Source organism: Kitasatospora hibisci, from assembly GCF_043950205.1.
Classification (GTDB): Bacteria; Actinomycetota; Actinomycetes; order Streptomycetales; family Streptomycetaceae; genus Kitasatospora; species Kitasatospora hibisci.
Genome location: NZ_CP171642.1, coordinates 265,996 through 284,270, shown reverse-complemented (window position 1 = coordinate 284,270; position 18,275 = coordinate 265,996). Strand labels below are relative to the sequence as shown.

16 protein-coding genes and 3 pseudogenes are annotated in these 18,275 nt (G+C 75.0%); 13 read left to right on the top strand and 6 right to left on the bottom strand.

Annotated elements, in window-relative coordinates; all coding sequences use genetic code 11:
* The first annotated feature begins 432 nt into the window (after nucleotides 1-432).
* From ACF9IK_RS01335 to ACF9IK_RS01325, 3 genes and pseudogenes are all read left to right on the top strand, one after another.
* Entirely contained in the window at nucleotides 433-1,113 is a 681-nt protein-coding gene (locus tag ACF9IK_RS01335) for a DUF6308 family protein (RefSeq protein ID WP_395292389.1), read from the top strand.
* A gap of 152 nt (nucleotides 1,114-1,265) precedes the next feature.
* The gene (locus ACF9IK_RS01330; RefSeq protein ID WP_395292388.1) at nucleotides 1,266-1,466 is read left to right on the top strand and encodes a hypothetical protein; all 201 of its coding nucleotides are present in this window, start codon (nucleotides 1,266-1,268) and stop codon (nucleotides 1,464-1,466) included.
* Nucleotides 1,467-1,498: 32 nt separating this feature from the next.
* Nucleotides 1,499-1,828: pseudogene (locus ACF9IK_RS01325) on the top strand (hypothetical protein); the annotation flags it as partial.
* A gap of 153 nt (nucleotides 1,829-1,981) precedes the next feature.
* Here ACF9IK_RS01325 and ACF9IK_RS01320 read toward each other — a convergent pair.
* Both ACF9IK_RS01320 and ACF9IK_RS01315 read right to left on the bottom strand, forming a co-directional pair.
* Nucleotides 1,982-2,395 carry a MarR family winged helix-turn-helix transcriptional regulator gene (locus ACF9IK_RS01320; RefSeq protein WP_395292387.1) on the bottom strand — a complete coding sequence of 138 codons (414 nt, stop codon included), beginning with the start codon at nucleotides 2,393-2,395 and terminating at the stop codon, nucleotides 1,982-1,984.
* Between the two features lie 161 nt (nucleotides 2,396-2,556).
* Nucleotides 2,557-3,405 (bottom strand): NAD(P)H-binding protein, encoded by an 849-nt coding sequence (locus tag ACF9IK_RS01315; RefSeq protein ID WP_395292386.1) that lies wholly within the window; start codon nucleotides 3,403-3,405, stop codon nucleotides 2,557-2,559.
* Nucleotides 3,406-3,615: 210 nt separating this feature from the next.
* Here ACF9IK_RS01315 and ACF9IK_RS01310 point away from each other — a divergent pair, with 210 nt between their 5' ends.
* Entirely contained in the window at nucleotides 3,616-4,113 is a 498-nt protein-coding gene (locus ACF9IK_RS01310) for a MarR family winged helix-turn-helix transcriptional regulator (protein ID WP_395292385.1), read from the top strand.
* Between the two features lie 108 nt (nucleotides 4,114-4,221).
* On the opposite strand, the pseudogene ACF9IK_RS01305 reads toward ACF9IK_RS01310, so the two are convergent.
* Nucleotides 4,222-6,073 (bottom strand): annotated as a pseudogene (locus ACF9IK_RS01305) (alkyl/aryl-sulfatase); the annotation flags it as partial.
* A gap of 432 nt (nucleotides 6,074-6,505) precedes the next feature.
* Here ACF9IK_RS01305 and ACF9IK_RS01300 point away from each other — a divergent pair.
* The gene (locus tag ACF9IK_RS01300) at nucleotides 6,506-6,964 is read left to right on the top strand and encodes a carboxymuconolactone decarboxylase family protein (RefSeq protein WP_395298433.1); all 459 of its coding nucleotides are present in this window, start codon (nucleotides 6,506-6,508) and stop codon (nucleotides 6,962-6,964) included.
* 90 nt (nucleotides 6,965-7,054) lie between these two features.
* Here ACF9IK_RS01300 and ACF9IK_RS37015 read toward each other — a convergent pair.
* A pseudogene (locus ACF9IK_RS37015) lies at nucleotides 7,055-7,227 on the bottom strand (DUF6624 domain-containing protein); the annotation flags it as partial.
* A gap of 393 nt (nucleotides 7,228-7,620) precedes the next feature.
* Here ACF9IK_RS37015 and ACF9IK_RS01295 point away from each other — a divergent pair.
* From ACF9IK_RS01295 to ACF9IK_RS01285, 3 genes are all read left to right on the top strand, one after another.
* The gene (locus tag ACF9IK_RS01295; protein ID WP_395292384.1) at nucleotides 7,621-8,481 is read left to right on the top strand and encodes a hypothetical protein; all 861 of its coding nucleotides are present in this window, start codon (nucleotides 7,621-7,623) and stop codon (nucleotides 8,479-8,481) included.
* 169 nt (nucleotides 8,482-8,650) lie between these two features.
* The gene (locus tag ACF9IK_RS01290) at nucleotides 8,651-9,367 is read left to right on the top strand and encodes a hypothetical protein (RefSeq protein WP_395292383.1); all 717 of its coding nucleotides are present in this window, start codon (nucleotides 8,651-8,653) and stop codon (nucleotides 9,365-9,367) included.
* Between the two features lie 127 nt (nucleotides 9,368-9,494).
* Entirely contained in the window at nucleotides 9,495-10,394 is a 900-nt protein-coding gene (locus tag ACF9IK_RS01285; RefSeq protein ID WP_395292382.1) for an oxygenase MpaB family protein, read from the top strand.
* Nucleotides 10,395-10,421: 27 nt separating this feature from the next.
* Here ACF9IK_RS01285 and ACF9IK_RS01280 read toward each other — a convergent pair whose 3' ends face one another.
* Nucleotides 10,422-10,559 (bottom strand): hypothetical protein, encoded by a 138-nt coding sequence (locus ACF9IK_RS01280; protein ID WP_395292381.1) that lies wholly within the window; start codon nucleotides 10,557-10,559, stop codon nucleotides 10,422-10,424.
* A gap of 418 nt (nucleotides 10,560-10,977) precedes the next feature.
* On the opposite strand from ACF9IK_RS01280, the gene ACF9IK_RS01275 reads away from it, so the two are divergent.
* The 3 genes from ACF9IK_RS01275 to ACF9IK_RS01265 all read left to right on the top strand — a co-directional run bounded on the left by ACF9IK_RS01275 (nucleotide 10,978) and on the right by ACF9IK_RS01265 (nucleotide 14,924).
* On the top strand, nucleotides 10,978-11,364 hold the full coding sequence (locus tag ACF9IK_RS01275) for an effector-associated constant component EACC1 (RefSeq protein ID WP_395292380.1): 387 nt from the start codon (nucleotides 10,978-10,980) through the stop codon (nucleotides 11,362-11,364).
* 6 nt (nucleotides 11,365-11,370) lie between these two features.
* Nucleotides 11,371-13,350, top strand: coding sequence for a caspase, EACC1-associated type (locus ACF9IK_RS01270; protein ID WP_395292379.1), 1,980 nt, complete (start codon nucleotides 11,371-11,373; stop codon nucleotides 13,348-13,350).
* Nucleotides 13,351-13,454: 104 nt separating this feature from the next.
* Nucleotides 13,455-14,924 (top strand): serine/threonine protein kinase, encoded by a 1,470-nt coding sequence (locus ACF9IK_RS01265; RefSeq protein WP_395292378.1) that lies wholly within the window; start codon nucleotides 13,455-13,457, stop codon nucleotides 14,922-14,924.
* A 174-nt stretch (nucleotides 14,925-15,098) separates the two neighbouring features.
* Here ACF9IK_RS01265 and ACF9IK_RS01260 read toward each other — a convergent pair whose 3' ends face one another.
* A complete protein-coding gene (locus tag ACF9IK_RS01260) occupies nucleotides 15,099-15,632 on the bottom strand; it encodes an NUDIX hydrolase (RefSeq protein WP_395292377.1) in 534 nt (177 codons plus the stop codon).
* 495 nt (nucleotides 15,633-16,127) lie between these two features.
* On the opposite strand from ACF9IK_RS01260, the gene ACF9IK_RS01255 reads away from it, so the two are divergent.
* Nucleotides 16,128-16,475 (top strand): DoxX family protein, encoded by a 348-nt coding sequence (locus ACF9IK_RS01255; protein ID WP_395292376.1) that lies wholly within the window; start codon nucleotides 16,128-16,130, stop codon nucleotides 16,473-16,475.
* A gap of 544 nt (nucleotides 16,476-17,019) precedes the next feature.
* Nucleotides 17,020-18,063 carry an AI-2E family transporter gene (locus ACF9IK_RS01250; RefSeq protein WP_395292375.1) on the top strand — a complete coding sequence of 348 codons (1,044 nt, stop codon included), beginning with the start codon at nucleotides 17,020-17,022 and terminating at the stop codon, nucleotides 18,061-18,063.
* Nucleotides 18,064-18,275 lie beyond the last annotated feature (212 nt).

The window sequence follows — 18,275 nt, the reverse complement described above, 5'->3', positions numbered from 1 at the left end:
CACCGCCACACCCGCTCTCACCCTGGACACCCCGAACACCCCGAACACCCCCGACACCCCGGTGCGCGCGACGCGCCGGCACGCGGCGGCTTCGCCAGCGCCACCGTCCCGCGCCACCTGGCCCGCGGTGCCGTCGGGTTCGGCGCCCTCGCCGCCTCCCTGGCCCTGCTGCCGGTCACCGGCCCGGCGAGCCTGCTCCTCGCCCCGGTCGGCCTGATCGCCCTGCGCGGCTGCCCGATGTGCTGGGCGATCGGCCTCGCCGAGACCGTCTCGGCCGGCCGGCTGCGCCGCTCCTGCACCGACGGGAGGTGCGAACTGACCCGCGCCCCCTCGTAGGACCCGGCGAACGGACCACCGCCCCGCGGCCCGTGTGGTACACGAGAGGCCCGGGCCGCACCGGCCCGGGCCCCGACCGACCCCAGGGGGGATTGCATGCCGGGCATCGCGGCACTGCACACCTGCGCCCAGCGCCACCTGCGCGACTACACCGACCCCCGCGGGCGGCGGGCCTTCGCCACGTACGACCGCCAGGGCGACCCCGCAGTGCTGGAACCGGTGGACTGCCTCGCCCCGGCCCTCCTCAGCGTCCCGCTCGGCCACCGCCAGGTGATCCCCCTGTTCCGGCCCGACGGCCCGGGCGCCCGCCTGCTGCGCGCGATGCAGGCCGTCCTGGACGACGAGGACTGCGTCACGGCCGACTTCCTCGACGTCGATCTCGATCTCGATCTCGACGGCCACGCCGGTCCGTGGGTCCTGGTGGACCGGGCGCTGGCCGCGAGCCGGGACGTGGCCGGTGTGAAGGCGGTCGCGGTCAGCAAGATCCTCCACCGCAAGCGGCCCCGTCTCGTCCCGATCTTCGACCGCAGCGTCCACCGCTTCTACACCGGCCAGACCCCACCCACCGGCGCCTACCAGGACACCCCCCGCATCCTCTGGCCGCTGCTCCAGAACGACCTGCGCCGCCACCGCGCCTGGCTGACCGAGCTGGCCGCCCCGGTCACCACCCCGGACGGCCGCCCCCTCAGCCCGCTCAGGGCGGCCGACATCGTCATCTGGGAGCACGAGGTCACCGGCTGCACCGGCAGCCCCGCCACCTCGGCCGAGAGGGGGTGATCGCGGGCCGAGGCCGGCTGCGGCCGGTCCGACGACCCCGGAGCGCGCCGGACCGACCGGTAGTGGGCTGCTCACCAGCCAGGCAGGAGGTGCGCTTCCTGACGGGTACGGGTACGTACCCGTCGGTTGAGGGTGGCTGGACGGAGCACCCGATGGCCGACGCCAACGTGCGTATCCCCGCCGAGGCCCGCGACCGCCTTGCCGAGCGCGCCGAGCGTGCCGAGCGCGCCGAGCAGGCCGAGCAGGCCCGCGAGGAGCTTCAAGCCTGCAACGGCTACAACCCCGACGCGGAGCGCATCCGGCAGCTGGACGCCGAGCTGGACCGCCGCCTGGCCGAGGCGGAGAACGGGTGACCGGGCTGCACGTCGTCCTCGACGACACCGTCATGGTGGCCGCAGGGCGTGGCAACCTCATCGCCTCGCGGCTCATCCACCGTGCTCACGCCGAACCCGGCTGGTACCTCTATGCTCCCGCCTGGGCTCTCGTGGAAGCCGACCGCGAACGCCCCGGCACCGCCGAACACCTTGCCGCTCTGCCTGCGGTCACGGTCCTCGACCTCGACCTGTCCGGAGCCCTCGCACTCGCCGCCGACAACACCTGGGCCCAGGCCCACACCCGCTACGCGGCGGCTCCGATCCCTGGGCGCCCGGACGGTGCGGTGGTCGCCACCACCGACCCCGGGCGCTGGAAGGGACAGCCGGTCCGGGTCATCGACCCTGACGCCCTGAGCCCGGTCCGTCGCCGAGGCCCTCGTGTCCCGATCGGGGCACGAGGGCCGTTGCCGTCCGGTTCTGCGGGCACAAAGGGTCTGTGGGCACGAAGGGTGCGGCCGGGCGGGGCCGGGGCGCGACGGCCGGCTGAGCGTGGCTCAGCGTTCGCGGCCGGACTCCAGGTTGTGGGTCATGCGTTCCAGGACGCTGACGGCGGCGCGGTACTCCTCGGGGGTGATGCCGGCGACGGAGGCGGCGCGGAAGGCGGCGACGCGTTCGCCGACCAGGGCGAGGCGTTCGCGGCCGGCGTCGGTGAGGGCGAGGCGCTCGGGGGCGGGGCGGGTGGCCCAGTCGTCGGTGAGCACGGCGGTGATGGCGGCGGACAGTTCGGCGGGGGAGGCGTTGGCGGCCAGGACGGTGCGCACGGCGGTGTCGGTGGCCTGCGGGTCGTCCTCGACGACGTTGAGGACCTGCCAGGCCAGGCGGGTGAGGCCGTACTCGGCGAGCAGGGCGTTCATGGTGGCGGTGAGGGCCTGGTCGGTGCGGTTGAGCCAGTAGCCGATGGGCTTCATCTGAACCTCCGAGGAGATCCCGGCCTCTGGGCCGGGAAGGAACGGGGCTTCCCGCGAGGGCGCCGAGGGCGATGCCGTCGAGCAGCGTCGATCGCCGGCCGAGGCAGCCAAGGCGGTGGTCATGGGCTCCCTCAAGGGCGGGAGCGGGGTCAGGGGCGGGGTCAGGGGCGGGTGAAGGCGGCGGTGTTCTCGCCGGCCCACTGGCGGTAGGTGCGGGCGGGGCGGCCGAGGAGGGTCTGGGTGGTGTCGTGGACGGCGGCCGGCCCGTGGTCGGCGGCCTCCCAGAGGTCGAGCAGCGAGGTGACCATCGGCGCGGGCATGTGACGGCCCATCTGCTCCTCGGCCTCGGCGCGGGTGATCCGTTCGACCGGGATCTCGCGGCCGAGGGCGTCGGCCACGATGGCGAGCTGCTCGCGGAAGGTGAGCGACTCGGGTCCGGTCAGGGTGGGCGCGGTGCCGGTGAGGGAGGTGCCGGTCAGCGCTTCGGCGGCGATGTCGGCGATGTCCTCGGGGTGGATCGGCGCGATGTGCGCGTCGGGGTAGGCGAGCTGGACCGGCAGGTTCCGGCCGATGAGGTACGCCCAGCCCAGGGAGTTGCTGGCGAAGGCGTCCGGGCGCAGGAAGGTGCAGGTCAGCCCGGAGGCGGCGAGGGCGCGCTCGACGTGGAGGCTGTGGCGGGCGAGCGGGTCGTCCTCGGCGTTCGGGCCGAGGACGGAGGACGAGGAGAGCAGCACGACGTGCTCGACGCCGGCGGCCTCGGCGGCCTTGACGAACTCGTGGATGCCGGCGGGCTGGGGATAGAGGAAGACCTGGCCGACGCCGCGCAGGGCGGCCTCGAAGGTCTCGGGCCGGTCCAGGGCGAGTTCGGCGGTCTCGACGCCGTCGGGGACGGCCAGTTCGGCGGGGCGGGCGCTGGCGGCGCGGACGGTGCGGCCGGCGGCGTGCAGGCGGGCTGTCACGGCCTGGCCGACCTTGCCGCGGGCGCCGGTGACGAGGGTGGTGCCGGTCATGGGGAAAGTCCTTCGCTCGTGAGATGCGCGGGGGTTCGGGTGGTTCGTGGGACTCGCGGGATGCGTGGAACCCGGGGGAGGGTGGCAACGGCCGTATCCGGAGCCGGATCCGCGCCGTTCAGTGCCTTGCGACATATGCATGATGTCCTGCACACGTTTTCATGTCAACACATGTCTGTGCTCGGTCACCTATGCGGGTAGGCTGGCGGCATGACGACGAAGCGCGCACCGGGGACGGACGAGGAACTGCTGGACGCCGTCGGGCCGGCCTTCGGGAGGCTGCGGCGCTCCTCGCTCCTGGACGTCGAGGACCCGGTCTCCCAGAAGGACCTGAGCCGCACCCTGGTCCTGCGGATCGTCCAGGACGCCGCGTACGAGGGCGGCCGTGAGGTGACGGTCGGTGCCGTGGCCGAGCACCTGGGCGTCGACCCCTCGGTGGGCAGCCGCATGGTGTCGGACTGCATCTCCGCGGGCTACCTGGTCCGCGCCGCCTCCCAGCAGGACGGCCGGCGCACGGTCCTGCTCCTCAGCCCGGAGGGCGAGGGCCTGATGGACCGCTTCCGCCGCCACCAGCGCGCGGCCTACGAGCAGATCACCGCCGACTGGAGCGAGCGCGACCGGCTGGAGCTCGCCCGTCTGCTGGTCAAGTACGTCGAGTCCCAGGACGCCCTGCGCCACCACGCCCAGGCCCGCCGCACCGCCCGCTGACGCGGCCCGTACCGCCCTTGCGCGCCTCGGCCCGGACACCTTCGCGGTGTCCGGGCCGAGTGCCGTGTCGGCGCCGGGGCGGGTGGCGCCGGTCAGGGGGTGAGGATCGGGGGTGACGATGGCGAACCGGGGGTCGGGGTCGTCGAGGAGGGCGGTGAGCCGGTCGAGGGCGGCCGGGTCGCCCTCGACGGTGACGCCGTCCAGACCGTGGCCGGCGAGGACGCCCAGCAGCTGGGGCTTGGTCAGCGTCAGGCTGAGGTCGGCGGGTTGTCCCGGGTCGGCTTCGACGCCGGGGTCGGGGTCGGGGTCGGGGTCGAGGGCGCGGGTGCGGTAGGTGAGGGCGCCGTTGGACAGGGTCAGGCGCCAGGCCCGCCGCTGGTCGGTGAGCTTCCAGTCCAGGGTGATCCGGGTGTCCCGGGCGCGGGGGCCGTCGATGCGGATGGCGAGGGAGTCGATGAGCTGGTCGACGGTGAGGCCATCGACATCTCGGGGTTGGCGATGTCGACGGCGACCTCGGCGAGCCGGCCGCGCAGCTCCATGGCCGCGGTGAGGTAGAAGTTGCGCCAGGTGCCGTTCTCGGCGCCGTGGCCGAGCCGCTCGTACACCTCGGCGAGCGCCTCGCGGGCCGGGGTGTGGTCGGGTTCGGCGAAGACCGCGTGGTTGAGCAGGGTGGCGGCGAAGCGCAGGTCGCCGTCGGCGGCGTAGCGGCGGCCCCTGGCGGTGATCGCGGCGATGCCGCCGTAGTCGGCGGTGAAGCGGCGGGCGAGCTCGACCGGCGGGTGCTCCCACAGGTGGGCGGGGTTGCCGTCGAACCAGCCCATGTACCGCTGGTAGATCGCCTTGACGTTGTGGCTGACCGATCCGTAGTAGCCGCGGGTGGACCACGTCCGCTCCAGTGCCGGGGGCAGGGTGATCTCCTCGGCGATCTCGGCTCGGTCAGGCCCTGGTTGAGCATCCGCAGGGTCTGGTCGTGCAGGTAGGTGTAGACGTCGCGCTGGGCGGCGAGGAAGCCGCCGATGGCCTCGCGGCCCCAGGTCGGCCAGTGGTGGGAGGCGAACGCCACGTCCGCCCGGTCGGCGAACAGGTCCTCGGCCTCGCTGAGGTAGTGCGCCCAGATCCGCGGGTCGCGGACCGCCGCGCCGCGCAGGGTGAGGATGTTGTGCAGCGTGTGGGTGGCGTTCTCGGCCAGGCACAGGGCCCGGCGCTGCGGGAAGAGGAAGTTCATCTCCGCGGGGGCCTCGGTGCCGGGGGTGAGCTGGAAGACGATCTCCACCCCGTCGACCGTCTCCCGCTGCCCGGTGCGGGTGATGTCGAGGGTGGGTGCCACCAGGCTGATGGTGCCGGTGGAGGTGGTCGCGCCCAGCCCGCAGCCGATCTGCCCGGCCGGTCCCTTGGGCAGGTCGCTGCCGTACATGTAGACGGCGCGGCGGGTCATCGCGGTGCCGGCGTAGACGTTCTCGCTGACCGCGTGCTCCATGAAGCCGGACGGCGCCAGGACCGGGACCGACCCGTCCCGGCCGTGCGGGACGATCGCGCGGGAGCCGCCGAAGTGGTCGCCGTGCGAGTGGGTGTAGATCATCCCGGTGACCGGACGGTCGCCGCGGTGCTCCCGGTACAGGGCCAGGGCCGCGGCGGCGGTCTCGACCGAGATCAGCGGGTCGATGACGATCACGCCGGTGTCACCCTCGACCAGGGTCATGTTCGACAGGTCCAGGCCGCGGACCTGGTAGATGCCCGCGGTCACCTCGTACAGGCCGTGCCGGGCCACCAGCTGCCCCTGCCGCCACAGGCTCGGGTGTGCGGTGGCCGGGCAGTCCTGCTCCAGGAAGCCGTACGCGCCGGCGTCCCACACCGGCGCGCCGTCCGCACCGGTGATCCGCGGGTCGGCCAGGGACGCGATGAAGCCCCGGTCGGCGTTGTCGAAGTCCGCCGTGTCGGCGAAGTCAAGGTCGTCCGTCATGACGGCCAGACTAGGGGCGGTATGTCTGAATTTATGGTGGTGGCGCGCCTCCGTCGGGCCGGCCGGGAGGCCCCGGCGCCGCCCCCGTGGCCGCGGGGCGCCCGGCGGGGTGTGCGGCGGCCGGCGGCTCGGTCGACGGCGGGCCAGTCCCAGCCGAGCTGGAGGAAGAGGCCGAGACGGTCGAAGACGCTGAGGGAGTTCGCCGTCGCCCTCCTCACCGGCCTGCGGCACCGACCGACGCGGGCGCGGGCCGAGGGCTTCCCGAAATCCCTTCCGTCCGGCTGTCACATCCGCGGCCCGGCATCCGTCGGTGGGGTGTAGGCACGAGAGACCGCTGAAGGGAAGCCCGCCGTGAACACCACCGTCACCACCGCCGAGACCGTTGCCGCCGAGACCGCCGACCTGACCGCCACCGGCGCTGCGACGTCGCGGATGCCGGACCCCGCCGAGCTGGTCCCGGAGCTGAAGGAGCTGTCCGGCTGGCTGTACCGGGCCACCGGCAACCGCTCCGTCCCGCGCACCACGATCGGCCTGGTCCAGCTGCGCGCCGGCCAGATCGTCGGCTCGACCTACCTCACCGCCCTGCAGAGCGGCCTGCTGCGCAAGGCCGGCGAGAGCGACCGGCGGATCGACGCGGTCGCGACCTGGCACAGCGCCCCGTACTTCACCGACGCCGAACGCGCCGCCCTCGCCCTGGTCGAGGCGGTCCTGACCCCCAACCCGCACGGCGAGCGCGTCCCCGACGCCCTCTACGCCGAGGCCGCCCGGCACTACGACCCGAAGGCGCTGGCCACCCTCACCATCGCCATCGGCCAGGTCAACTTCTTCGTCCCCCTCGCCCTCATCGGCAAGCCCGTCCCCGGCGTCGCCCCCGCCGACCAGTGGACCTGACACCACCCGACCCCCGCCCCCGCCGGCCCGGTGCGCCCCGCACCGGGCCGGCGGGGGCGGGGGTGGTCTGCCGGATGCCGGGGTGAGTCGGGCGGGCGAGAACCGGGCGACGTACTCGTCGAACCGGGGGTGCCGACCTCCGCACGGCGCTCGTCCACGTGCTCGGGATGCCCACAGGGCCACGGGACCGGTGAGCCGTCCTTCACCCCGGCGATCTGCGTGCGGTCAACCCGCCGGCGTCCTTCGGCCACGAGGGTGCGGTCGCGCCGACCGGAGGCCGGATCCGCCGCGCGGCCCGGGCCGCTGCCACGCCGACCAGCGCCGCACGCACCGCGGAGAGCCGGCCGGTCGGGCGGTAAGACCCCCCGCCGCCGGGCCGAACCGACCCCGTATCTGCCGGGCCGACCGGATCCGAACGGATTCGATCCGAACTTTTGGTTATCGCGGCGACCGTCGGCGGTCTCCTGTCGTGTGGGGCCGAGTTCCGAGCGGCACCGGCGACCAGGAGAAGGGAGAGCGACCATGGCGTGTCACCGCCGTACCGACCGTGCTGCCGCTGCCACCGTCGAGCGCGCCCGTACGGCGGGGGCTGCCGCTGATGGCTACCGACCCCGCGCGCGCTCGCCCGCCGCTGGGCGATGCTCTCCTGCGTACCCGTGCTGCTGCTCGCCGCCATCGTCGCCTGCGACCCCTCCCCGGACCCCCGCCCCGCGGACGGGCCGGCCGGCGCACAGCGCGGTGCAGCGGCGGCGGCCCCCGTGGCCCCGGCCGCGGCCGTCGCGACCGATCCGTCCGCCGGCGACCGGGGCCTCGCCGCCGAACAGGACGGCTACCGCCTGGACGCCGCCACCACCGAACTGCCCGCCGGCCGGGCCGCGGGCTACTCCTTCACCATCACCGGCCCCGACGGCCGGCCGGTCACCGACTTCGAGGTGCACCAGACCAAGAAGCTGCACTTCTACGCGATCCGCTCCGACCTGACCGGCTTCCAGCACCTGCACCCCGAGATGGCCGCCGACGGCACCTGGACCGCCGACCTCGCCGCCCTCACCCCGGGCACCTGGCGGCTGTACGCCTCGTTCCTGCCGAGCTCCACCGCCCGCCGCAGCACCGAGATCGTGCTCAGCCGCACCGTCACGGTGCCCGGCACGAGCACGGCGGTGCCACTTCCCGCCCCGGCCGGCACCGCCACCGTCGACGGCTGCACCGTCGCCCTCACCAGCGAGCCGACGGCCGGCGCGTACCGGCTGACCGCCACCGTCACCAGGGACGGCCGACCGGTCACCGACCTCCAGCCCTACCTGGACAGCTACGCCCACCTCACCGCCTTCCACGAGGGCGACCAGGCACTGGCCCACCTCCACCCCGCGGACAAGGTCGACGCCGACCACGGCGGCGGCCCGGTGCTGACCTTCCACGCCATGCTCCCCAAGACCGGGAACTGGCGGGTCTTCCTGCAGTTCCAGACCGCCGGCCGCCTGCACACTGCCGAGCTCACCCTGAACGTCGCCGCCTGACGCCCGCCCGCCCGTCCCGGCACGCACCCGCCCGTCCCTCTCCCGACGCCCCGCGCCACGGGGGCCGGACCGGCCCCCGTGGCGCGGGGGTGTCCGCGGGGAGCCCTAGGATCGCGATGATCATCTACCGGTGATCATCCACCGGGGTTGCGAGAGGGACGAACAGGACATGCGGAATCGGGGGATCGCGGCGACCGTGCTGGCGCTGGGGGCGCTGGTCGCGGGGTGCGGGTCCGGCGGGACGGGCGGCGGCGCGGCGAGCACGACGGCTGCCGCGGCGCCGAAGGCGGAGAAGCTCGGCGCCGACCCGGGCACGCGCTACACCAGGATCAACGTGCCGAAGCTGGACGGCATGACCTGCGCCGAGGGCGAGGGCGGCTTCCACTTCGGGAGCGACCTGGACATGAACGTCTTCGGCGTCGACGACCTGCCCGCGCCCGCGGGGGCGGACGGCGACGACCACACCGACGCGTCGTGCTTCGGCAACCCGCGCCTTCGGCTCAGCAGCGGCGCGCACACCGCGACGGTGCCCCACTTCACGGCCCGCACCAAGCTGTTCGCCACGGTCGCCGACCCCGAGGCCGCCCTGGACGAGTCCTTCGAGCACACGATGAAGCTGAGCGCCGGCTACGGCCGTGAGCGCATCGGCGAGGCGCGGCTGTTCACCACCCGCACCCTGGTGGTGAAGTGCCAGCAGAACGTCGCCGCGACGTTCCCGATGACCACCTGCTTCTGGGCGAACTACGGCGCGGTCGGTTCGGTCGACTTCTTCCCCGCCGGCGGCGAGCACCTCCCGCTGGACCAGGCCGCCGCCCGCACCCAGACCGTCGTGGCCTCCGCACTGGCCGCCCCCGGCGCCCCGGCATCCCCGTCGGCCCGCCCCTGACCCCGCCGCCGCACCCGGCCCGGCCCCGCCACGCGCCCGCCAGCCGGGACGGCGCCGGGCGGCCCGGAGCGCGAGAAACACACCGGCTGCACGGGGGAAGAGGGCCATCACGGGGCAGGAGACCCGTGTGGACGATGCGGAAACCGCCCGGAGCGGCGGATCGGCGGCAGGGCTGCGGGATCGACTCGGAGCCGAGCTCTTCGCGCGGGTGGCCGGCCCCGACGGTCCCGCCGTGCGACAGCGGATACACGGGCGGCCGGGGCCGCGCTGGTTCGGCCCGGAGCGGCCGATCCGCACCGTCCACGGGGACGCGGCCATGTTCGTCGGCGGGCTGCGCGCACTGCTGCTGCAGTCCCTCCACCCGCTGGCCATGGCGGCCGTCGCCGCCCACTCCGGCTTCCGGAGCGACCCGTGGGGCCGCCTCCAGCGCACCAGCACGTTCCTGGCCGTCACCACCTTCGGCACCGCCGAGGACGCACAGGACGCGGTGGACCGCGTCCGCGCCGTCCACGCCCGGATCAGCGGCACCACCGCGTCCGGGCAGAGCTACCGGGCGGCCGACCCGCACCTGCTCGGATGGGTCCACGCCGCCGAGGTCGACAGCTTCCTCCGGGCCCACCAGGCCTTCGGGGCCGCGCCCCTCGACCCGGCCGGCTGCGACGGCTACCTCGCCGACACCGCCCACGTCGCCTCGGCACTGGGCGTGGCCGACCCGCCACGCGACCGCGACCAACTCGCCGCCCGCCTGCGCGCGTACGGGCCGGAGCTCGACGCCACGGCGCAGGCACGCGACACGGCCAGGTTCCTCCTGCTCCACCCGCCCCTGCCGCTCGCGGCCCGCCCCGCCTACACCGCCCTCGCCGGCGCGGCCGTCTCGCTGCTCCCGCGCGAGTCCCGTCGGCTCCTGGGCCTGCCGAGCGTGCCACTGCTGGAGCCCGCGGTCGTCCGGCCGGCGGGCCGGGCCGTGGTGCGCCTCATCCGCTGGGCGATGGCCGGCCCGCCCCCGCCGGAGCAGCAGCCGCTCTGACGGCGGGCCGTGCGAGCGGCCTGCACCTCAGGCCGGGCCGAACCGGACGGCGAGGCGCCGGGCCAGGTCGTCGACGGGAGTGGCGCCGTCGACGACGAGGGTGTCGACGCCGTGGAGCGGGACCTGCCGGCGGACCTCCCCCCTCCCGGAGCGCGTCGCGGGCAAGGCGTTCGGCCGGCGCCTCCGCCGGGTCCGCGACGCCCCAGGCGGCCCGGGCCCGGGCCGCCTGGGGCGTCGCGCGCCCCGGACCGGGACGCGCGGCGGCAAACGGCCCGGGCTCACCGGGTCCTGAACTCCTCGACGGCCGCCCGGACCCCTCGCGCAGCGCGTTTTCAGGGCGATCCAGCGGCAACTCCGGGAGGGCTACGCGCTCGCCCGGCCGCCTGCCGGTTTGGGGGATGCGGCCGCGCAGCAGGCCGGCCACGGGCCGCCGCACCCGGACCCAGGAGCGGGGCCACCACTTGGCGATCTTCTGACGATCCGTCATAACATCACGACCTCGACGGGAACAGGACGCACCGCGCCGTCGTCCTGACGGGTACAGCGCATCCGCGTCCGGCCGATCTAAGGGGGAACCGCTGTGATGGAGTCCTGGCTCGCGGTGGAGGCGGGCGGTCCCGACGCCGTCCTCGACCTGCGCGACTGGCTGACCGACGAGCCGGCGCTGCGCGGACGCGTTCGCGTCACCGCGGCTGCGCCCGGCCCGGGTGAACTCGGCTCCTGGTCCGACACCCTCGTGGTGGCGGTGGGGGCGGGCGGCGCGCTCACCACGCTCGCGGCCTCGCTCAAGGTGTACCTGAGCCAGCCCCGCACCAGCACCGTCAGGCTCAAGACCGTGAAGCCGGACGGCAGCCGTACCGAGGTGACCGCCGAACACCTCTCGCGCGCCGACGTGGAGGCGGTACTCAGGACCGCCCTGCACCCGGATCAGCCGTCCGCCGCCCGACCCGCCGACGCAACCGCGGACTGACCGACCGTGTTCCGGCTTCCCGACGCCGCGCGCTCGTGGGCCGTACTGATCGGCACCGCCCACTACTCCCACCCGGACGGGCCCGCGGACGTGCCGGCGATCACCAACAACGTCCTCGACTTCCGCGACGTCCTGATCGAGGGACAGCCCGGCGCGTTCGCCCCCGAGCGCAGCATCACCGTGCTGGACCCGTGTCAACCGAAAGACCTCGGGCTTCCGCTGCTGAACGCGGCGGAGGCCGCAGAGGACGTCCTCCTCGTCTACTACTCCGGCCACGGTCTGATCGGGTCCAAGAAGGGCGAGCTCTACCTCGCGCTCGCCCAGACCGAGCAGCGGATGCCCTCCATGACGGCCTGCTCGCTCGACGTCGTCCGGGAGGCCATCCAGGCCAGCCCGGCACGCGTGCGGGTGCTCATCCTCGACTGCTGCTTCTCCGGCCGCGCGGTGACCGGCGGGCTGTCCGCGAGCGACCCGCCCGTGGCCGAACAACTGGATATCGCCGGCGTCCACATCCTCGTCTCCTCACCGCCCAACTCGCCCTCCCGCTTCGAGGAGGGCAAACGCCACACCGCCTTCACCGGCGAACTGCTGCGCGCGCTGCGCAACGGAGTCGAAGGCGCAGGCCCCGAAGGGGTGAGCCTGGGCGCGCTGTTCCCGCACCTGAGGCTCGCGCTGCGCTCGCGGGGATGGCCGGAGCCTCAGCAGTGCGGCACCGACACCGCCGCCCACCTCATCCTCAGCCGCCCGCGCACCCCGCGCCCCGTCGGCTCCGGCGACCGTCCCGGCCCGGGGGTGCCGCCGGGCCGGCCCACCACAAACCCCACCGGCCCGGTCACCGAACGGGAGCGCCTCCACTCACTCCTGGAGGCCGGACGGCGGCTCGGCCAGGGCGGCCACGCCCGCTCCGCCGCCTCCGAACTGGGCAACGTCCTGGACGAGATGACGCAGCTCCTGGGCTGCGAGGACCCGGACACCCTGGCCGGACGGATCGAGTACGCCCAGTGGCTGGGCGCCGCAGGCCAGGTCCGCGAGGCGCTCGACCTGTCCACCACGGCGGTGAGCGCACTGACCCGCACCCTGGGACCGGACAGCCGGGCGACGCTGGTCGGCCGCGCCCAGCTCGCCCACTGGACCGGAGAAGCCGGACAGCCGACGGAGGCGGCACGCCTCACCGGAGAAGTCGTCACGGACCTGGAACGCGTCCTGGGACCGGACGACCGCGAGACGCTGCTCGGCCGCGGCCGCCTCGCCCACTGGATCGGCACCTCCGGCGACACCGCCTCCGCCGCCCGCCTCACCGACGTCCTGGTGACCGACTTCCACCGGGTCCTCGGAGCGGAGGACCGCGACACCCTGGTCGGACGGATCAACCACGCCCAGTGGACGGGACGGACCGGCCAGACCCGCCACGCCGTCCGCCTGCTCGACACCCTCGTCCCCGACCTGTACTGGCTGCTCGGCGCCGACGACCTGCACACACTCATCGGCCGCGCCCGCCTGGGCCAGTGGACCGGCCTGTCGGGCTCGCCCAAAGGAGCCCGCGGGCTGTACGCGGCCGTGGTGCCCGACCTGAGCCGGGTGGCCGGCCGCGACGCCCGGGAGACCCTCCTGGCACGGAGCCAGTACGCGCACTGGACCGGAGAGGCCGGCGATCCGGGCGAGGCGATCGCGCTCTTCCGTCAACTCCTCGACGACCTGGACTGGATCCTGGGAGAGCAGGACGCGGTAACCCTGGTCAACCGCGCCCGCCTCGCCCACTGGACCGGTGCGGACGGCGACGTCCGCGCCGCCGTCCGCACCTTCCACGAAGTGCTGCCACAGCTGCGCCACGTCCTCGGCGCCGACCACCCCGAGGTCCGCGCGAACGAGGCGTTGCTGGCCCGCTGGCGCCGCCGGGCCGACCGCAGGCTCAGATCGGAGATCCTCTTCGGGCGCGGGCGCCGCACCGCCGACCGGCGACGCCTGGGGCAGTGGAGCAATGGCTGAGGAGCGGGACGACGCCCGGACGGGGCGGCAACGGCGGAAGCGGCAGTGACGGCCGGCCGCGCGGCAGCGGCTGAACGGGGGAGCGATGGCTGAACGGGGGAGCGATGGCTGAGCGCCACGACCAGTCCGACCCACTCGACGGACTGTCACCCCTGGCCCCCGGCGACCCCTCGGAGCTGGGCTCCTACCGGCTGCTGGGCCGACTGGGCCACGGCGGCATGGGCATCGTCTACCTCGCGCGCTCGGCCACCGGACGGGCCGCGGCGGTCAAGGTCCTGCGACCGGAGCTGCTGAGCGAGTCGGGCGCGCAGGCGCGCTTCCACCGCGAGATCGCCGTGGTGTCGCGAGTCCCCGACGACTTCACGGCGCCGTTCCTGGACGCCGAGATCGACGAGCACGGCGTGTGGATGGCCACCGCCTTCATCCCGGGCCTGTCCCTCCAGCAGAGCGTGAGCGCCTTCGGCCCGCTCCCACCCGGATCCCTGTACGCCCTGTGGTACGGACTCCTACGGGCCCTGCACTCCATCCACACGGCCGGCGTGGTGCACCGGGACCTCAAACCGTCGAACGTCCTGCTCACCACGCAGGGCCCGCGGCTCATCGACTTCGGGATCTCCGCCCTGAACGGCTCGACCAGCCTCACCTCCACCGGGGCGATCCTCGGAACCCCGGGCTACATGGGCCCGGAGCAGGTCGCGGGGCGACCCGACGTGGGCCCCGAGACCGACATCTTCGCCCTCGGGGCGGTCATGGGCTTCGCCGCGGCCGGAACACCGCCGTTCGACGGGGACAACGTCATCAGCGTGATCTTCGACGTGCTGCACGGCACGCCCCGGCTGTCGGCACTGCCCGCCGACCTCGACACCTGGGTCCGCGCCTGCCTGAGCAAGGAACCGGCCCACCGGCCGACCGTCGACAGCCTGCTCCGGACCTTGTCGGACACCCAGGCCGTCACCGCCCGGCGGCAACTCGCCGGCGGTGACTGGCTGCCCGAGACCGTCTCCCGGGCCACCCTGCGCCGCGCCCAGCTCGTCCTCGACCTCGACCACCCCTACACCCCCCCGCCGGCCCAGACACCGGCGTTGGCACTGCCGCCGGACCGGTTCACGACCTGGACGGTCAGGCGGCCCGCCCCGGGAGGACCGACCGTCCGGCTCCGACCACCCGCCACGCCGACCGGCGCGGTCGCGCCCCCGCCACCGACGGACGGGAGGACGACGGACATCCGTGTCCGCCGCGACCCGTCTCCGTCCCCGGCCGAACTCCACGCCACCCCAGCGGACATGCCGCAGGCCGCCCCGAGGGAAGTCCACACCCCCGCCCCGCCGGGTCCACCGCCGGACGTCCGACCCGACGCCGTGCCGGACGCCCCCGGCCGCGGCCTGTTGCCGCGCCTGTTGCCGGTGCCGCTCCCACCACCGCCCACCGAACCGTCAGGCGGAGCCGACCCGGCCCCCGACGCCCTGCTGCGCACCTTCGCCGTTCCCATGGAGGCCGAGCTCCCCCCGCCTCCCCGCACGGGCCTGCGCCGCCGCTGGATCCCCCGTCTGTCGCTCCGGCGCGCCCGCCGGTGACACCGGCCCCCAGGGGCCGTAGGGCTGGTCCCCCCCCGGCTCACCGGGTGCAACCTGGCCGCCCCGCCCCGCCCGGCCCTGCCCCGCGGCAGGTCCGGGGCCGGGTTGACAGGACCGGCTGCTCTCCCGGCCCGGCGCTGCCTGCGCGGGCCGACCGACCGCCGCCGCCCGCGCTCAGCCCGTGCCGGCGGTGACGTCCCGGCCGTCGGTGAGCACCGCGGTGACGGACGTGCGGCGGGCCCGCCAGAGCGAGGCGAACCAGGCCGTCTGCTCCGGCTGCAGGTCCGGCAGCCACTCGTCGTAGGTCCGCCAGGCCCAGGCGTCGTGCTCCGCGCTGAGCCGCACCTCGCCCCCGGCCGGCGCCGCGCCGGCGTCGAACGCGAAGTCGATGACGGGGGGCCAGCCGCCCGCGGCGCAGCGGTAGTCGACGACGAGCGGGAGCAGCACCGCGGCCAGGCGCAGGCCGGTCTCCTCGGCCGTCTCACGCCGCGCGGTGGCCACCGGGTCCTCACCCGGATCCCCGAGGCCGCCCGGCAGCTGCCACCAGGCAGGGTGACCGGGATAGCCGCGGGCCTGGTGCAGCATCAGGATGCGGCCGGCCGCATCGGTCAGCAGCACGGAGGCGGAGACGGCGTGCGGCGGCAGGGTGGCGGCGAAGTCGGCCGGGGCGAGGAGCGGGACGAGCGGGGCGAGGGTCGGGACGGCCACGGCAGGATCGCTCCTTCGACTGGTCGGGGAGGCGGGGCAGGCCGGCCACGGCACCCCAGGACAGCACCCCGGCTACCGACCCGCCCGACACCGCCCCTACCGTAGCGCCTTGTGACCGTACGGTGGCGACGGGTTGCGCGCCCGCGCCGGGCGCCCGGCGCGAGGGACAGCCCGACACCCGGAGCACGCGCGGAAGCCGAGCCGCGTGTCCACGGAACCACGGGCCACCGCTACGGCCTTCGGCGCCACCCGGGCCCCAGGCCTTCCCTCCCAACTGCACAGGCTGCGCCCACCGACCCCCGACCTACCGCGGCCGACCGCCACACCTCCCACTCCGCACCGGCGCCGCCCCGCCGCGGCGGTCCGCGAAAACTTCTTCCGGCGGGCTGTCACATCCGGTGCGGGCGGCGGGTCAGAGAAGTGTTCGAGCAAGCGCAACGAAGCGGGACGGGGCTCCTCCGCCGGCTTCCGTCCACACGAAACAGGGGTATCACCGTGTCCGTCGCCTACGTCGTCCTTGCCGTCGTCAGCGCCCTCTGGGTCGGCTTCTCCGGCTTCTCGCTGGCCCGCCGCGCCGAGTTCGTCACCCAGCCGCTCGTCGAGTACGGCGTGCCCCGCTCGTGGTGGACCCCGCTCGCGCTGGCCAAGCTCGCCGGCGCCGCCGGCCTGCTGGTCGGCCTCGCGATCCCCGCCCTCGGCATCGCCGCCGCGGTCGGCCTGATCCTCTACTTCCTCGGCGCCGTCATCACCAACGTGCGGGCCCGCTCGTACAAGACCGTCCCCTTCCCGCTCCTGTACCTCGTCCCCGTCGCCGTCACCCTCGGCCTCGGCCTCGCCTCCTGACCCCGGACGTCGCCCCGGGACGGTGGTGAGCACCCACCGGCGGTGCCGCAACGAACGCGGCACCGCCGCCGGCGTCTCCGCGGCCCGCGGTGGCGCCGGAAACCGCCCACCCGCCGGCGCCGGTGTGATGGTGTGGCCTCCGAGCCCGAGCCGGTCCAGCACGGCCGCGGCACGGCGGGCCGCCCGCGCAGGGCTACCGGCCGGCGGACTCCGGGGCCGATTCGGCGGCCTACCCGGTGCGAGAGCCTGCGCGGGGCGGGCGAAGGATCACCCGGAGAGCCGGTGTGTCGGCGCGGGAACAGTCTGCGCGGCGCCCTGCCCGCTATCCAGGGCTCATGCCGCTTTCACACCCCAGCACCCCCCACCCCCACGGCCGCCCCGCGCGACCGGCCGCCCGCCGCACCACCCGGCGCGCCGCGCTCGGCCCTGTGGCCTGCCGGTGAGGCGCCCGGGCTCCCCCCGCCCCGGCCCCGTCCGCCCCGGCCCCGTGCGGCCGCCCCGCCCCGCGGCGGTCGCACGGGGCGCGGGCCCGGTGCTGCGCCGCGTGTCCGACTACGCGTGGCGGCTGCTCGTCGTCGCCGCGGCCGCGTACCTGGTGCTGATGGTGCTGGGGCGCTTCCACCTGATCACCCTGGCCGGGTTCCTCGCGCTGGTGATCACCTCGGTGGTCCGGCCGCTGGTCGACCTGGCCGCCCGCGTCCTGCCCCGTCCGCTCGCCGTCCTGGCCGGGCTGGCCGTGGCGATCCTGGTCCCGGCCGGGCTGCTGGCCCTGCTCGGCGAGAGCATCGCTGACGACGTGTCCCGCCTGGCCAAGGAGTTCCAGGGCGGTCTGGACCGGCTGGAGAAGCTGCTGGAGGGCGCGCCCTTGCGCCTCGACCCGTCGACCTTCGACGACCTCCAGCGCAAGGTCTCCGACTTCGTCGCCGAGCACCGCTCGACGCTGATCAGCACGGCCGTCAGCGGCGCCGGCCGGGTGGTCGAGATCGCCACCGGCGGCGCGCTCGCGCTCTTCATGTCGGTCTTCTTCCTGCACTCGGGGGAGCGGATGTGGCAGTGGGTCGCCTTCCAACTGCCGCCCGCCGCCCGCGACCACCTCGACCGGGGCGGCCGCGCGGGGTGGCGGACCTTCGCCGGCTACACCCGCGGCATCTTCATCGTCGCGGCCACCAACGCGATCATGGTCGGCATCTCCCTGTTCTTCCTCGGCGTGCCGCTCGCCCTGCCGCTGACCGTCCTCGAATTCTTCGCCTCCTTCGTCCCCCTGGTCGGTTCGCCGATCGCGATGCTGGTCGCCTCCCTCGTCGCCCTGGCCGCCCGCGGCCCGGTGATCGCGATCGTCGTCCTGCTGCTGATCGTGGTGATCGGCCAGATCGAGGGCCACCTGCTCCACCCGCTGGTGATGAGCTGGGCGGTCAGTCTCCACCCGGTCGTGGTCGCGATCTCCGTCCTCGCGGGCAGCATCGCCGCCGGGGTGATCGGCGCCGTGGTCGCCGTCCCCGTGGTCTCGGTCCTCTGGTCGGTCTCCACCGAACTGCGCCGCCCACGGCCCACACCGCACCGACCCGTACCGTCACGGCGCTCATCCTGACGACCCCACCCCCGCCGGCCCGGCGCCCCCGGGTACCGGGCCGGCGGTCGTGCACCACAGGCGGGGGAGTGCCCGCGGCGTCGCCGCGGGCGGGGCCCCGTGCCGGGGGAGAGCCGTCCCGCACTCAACGCGCCGGCGGGACGTCGGGTGGGCCGAGCCGGGTGAGGGCGGCGTGCAGGAGCCTTTCGGCGAGGCCGGCATCGCGACGGGGG

Excerpts from the sequence above, each read along its gene's own strand:
- ACF9IK_RS01265 (WP_395292378.1), top strand. The coding sequence starts at position 13,455 with ATGGCTGAGCGCCACGACCAGTCCGACCCACTCGACGGACTGTCACCC.
- ACF9IK_RS01330 (WP_395292388.1), top strand. The coding sequence starts at position 1,266 with ATGGCCGACGCCAACGTGCGTATCCCCGCCGAGGCCCGCGACCGCCTT.
- ACF9IK_RS01310 (WP_395292385.1), top strand. The coding sequence starts at position 3,616 with ATGACGACGAAGCGCGCACCGGGGACGGACGAGGAACTGCTGGACGCC.
- ACF9IK_RS01300 (WP_395298433.1), top strand. The coding sequence starts at position 6,506 with ATGCCGGACCCCGCCGAGCTGGTCCCGGAGCTGAAGGAGCTGTCCGGC.
- ACF9IK_RS01335 (WP_395292389.1), top strand. The coding sequence starts at position 433 with ATGCCGGGCATCGCGGCACTGCACACCTGCGCCCAGCGCCACCTGCGC.
- ACF9IK_RS01315 (WP_395292386.1), bottom strand. The coding sequence starts at position 3,405 with ATGACCGGCACCACCCTCGTCACCGGCGCCCGCGGCAAGGTCGGCCAG.
- ACF9IK_RS01320 (WP_395292387.1), bottom strand. The coding sequence starts at position 2,395 with ATGAAGCCCATCGGCTACTGGCTCAACCGCACCGACCAGGCCCTCACC.
- ACF9IK_RS01290 (WP_395292383.1), top strand. The coding sequence starts at position 8,651 with ATGCGGAATCGGGGGATCGCGGCGACCGTGCTGGCGCTGGGGGCGCTG.
- ACF9IK_RS01275 (WP_395292380.1), top strand. The coding sequence starts at position 10,978 with ATGGAGTCCTGGCTCGCGGTGGAGGCGGGCGGTCCCGACGCCGTCCTC.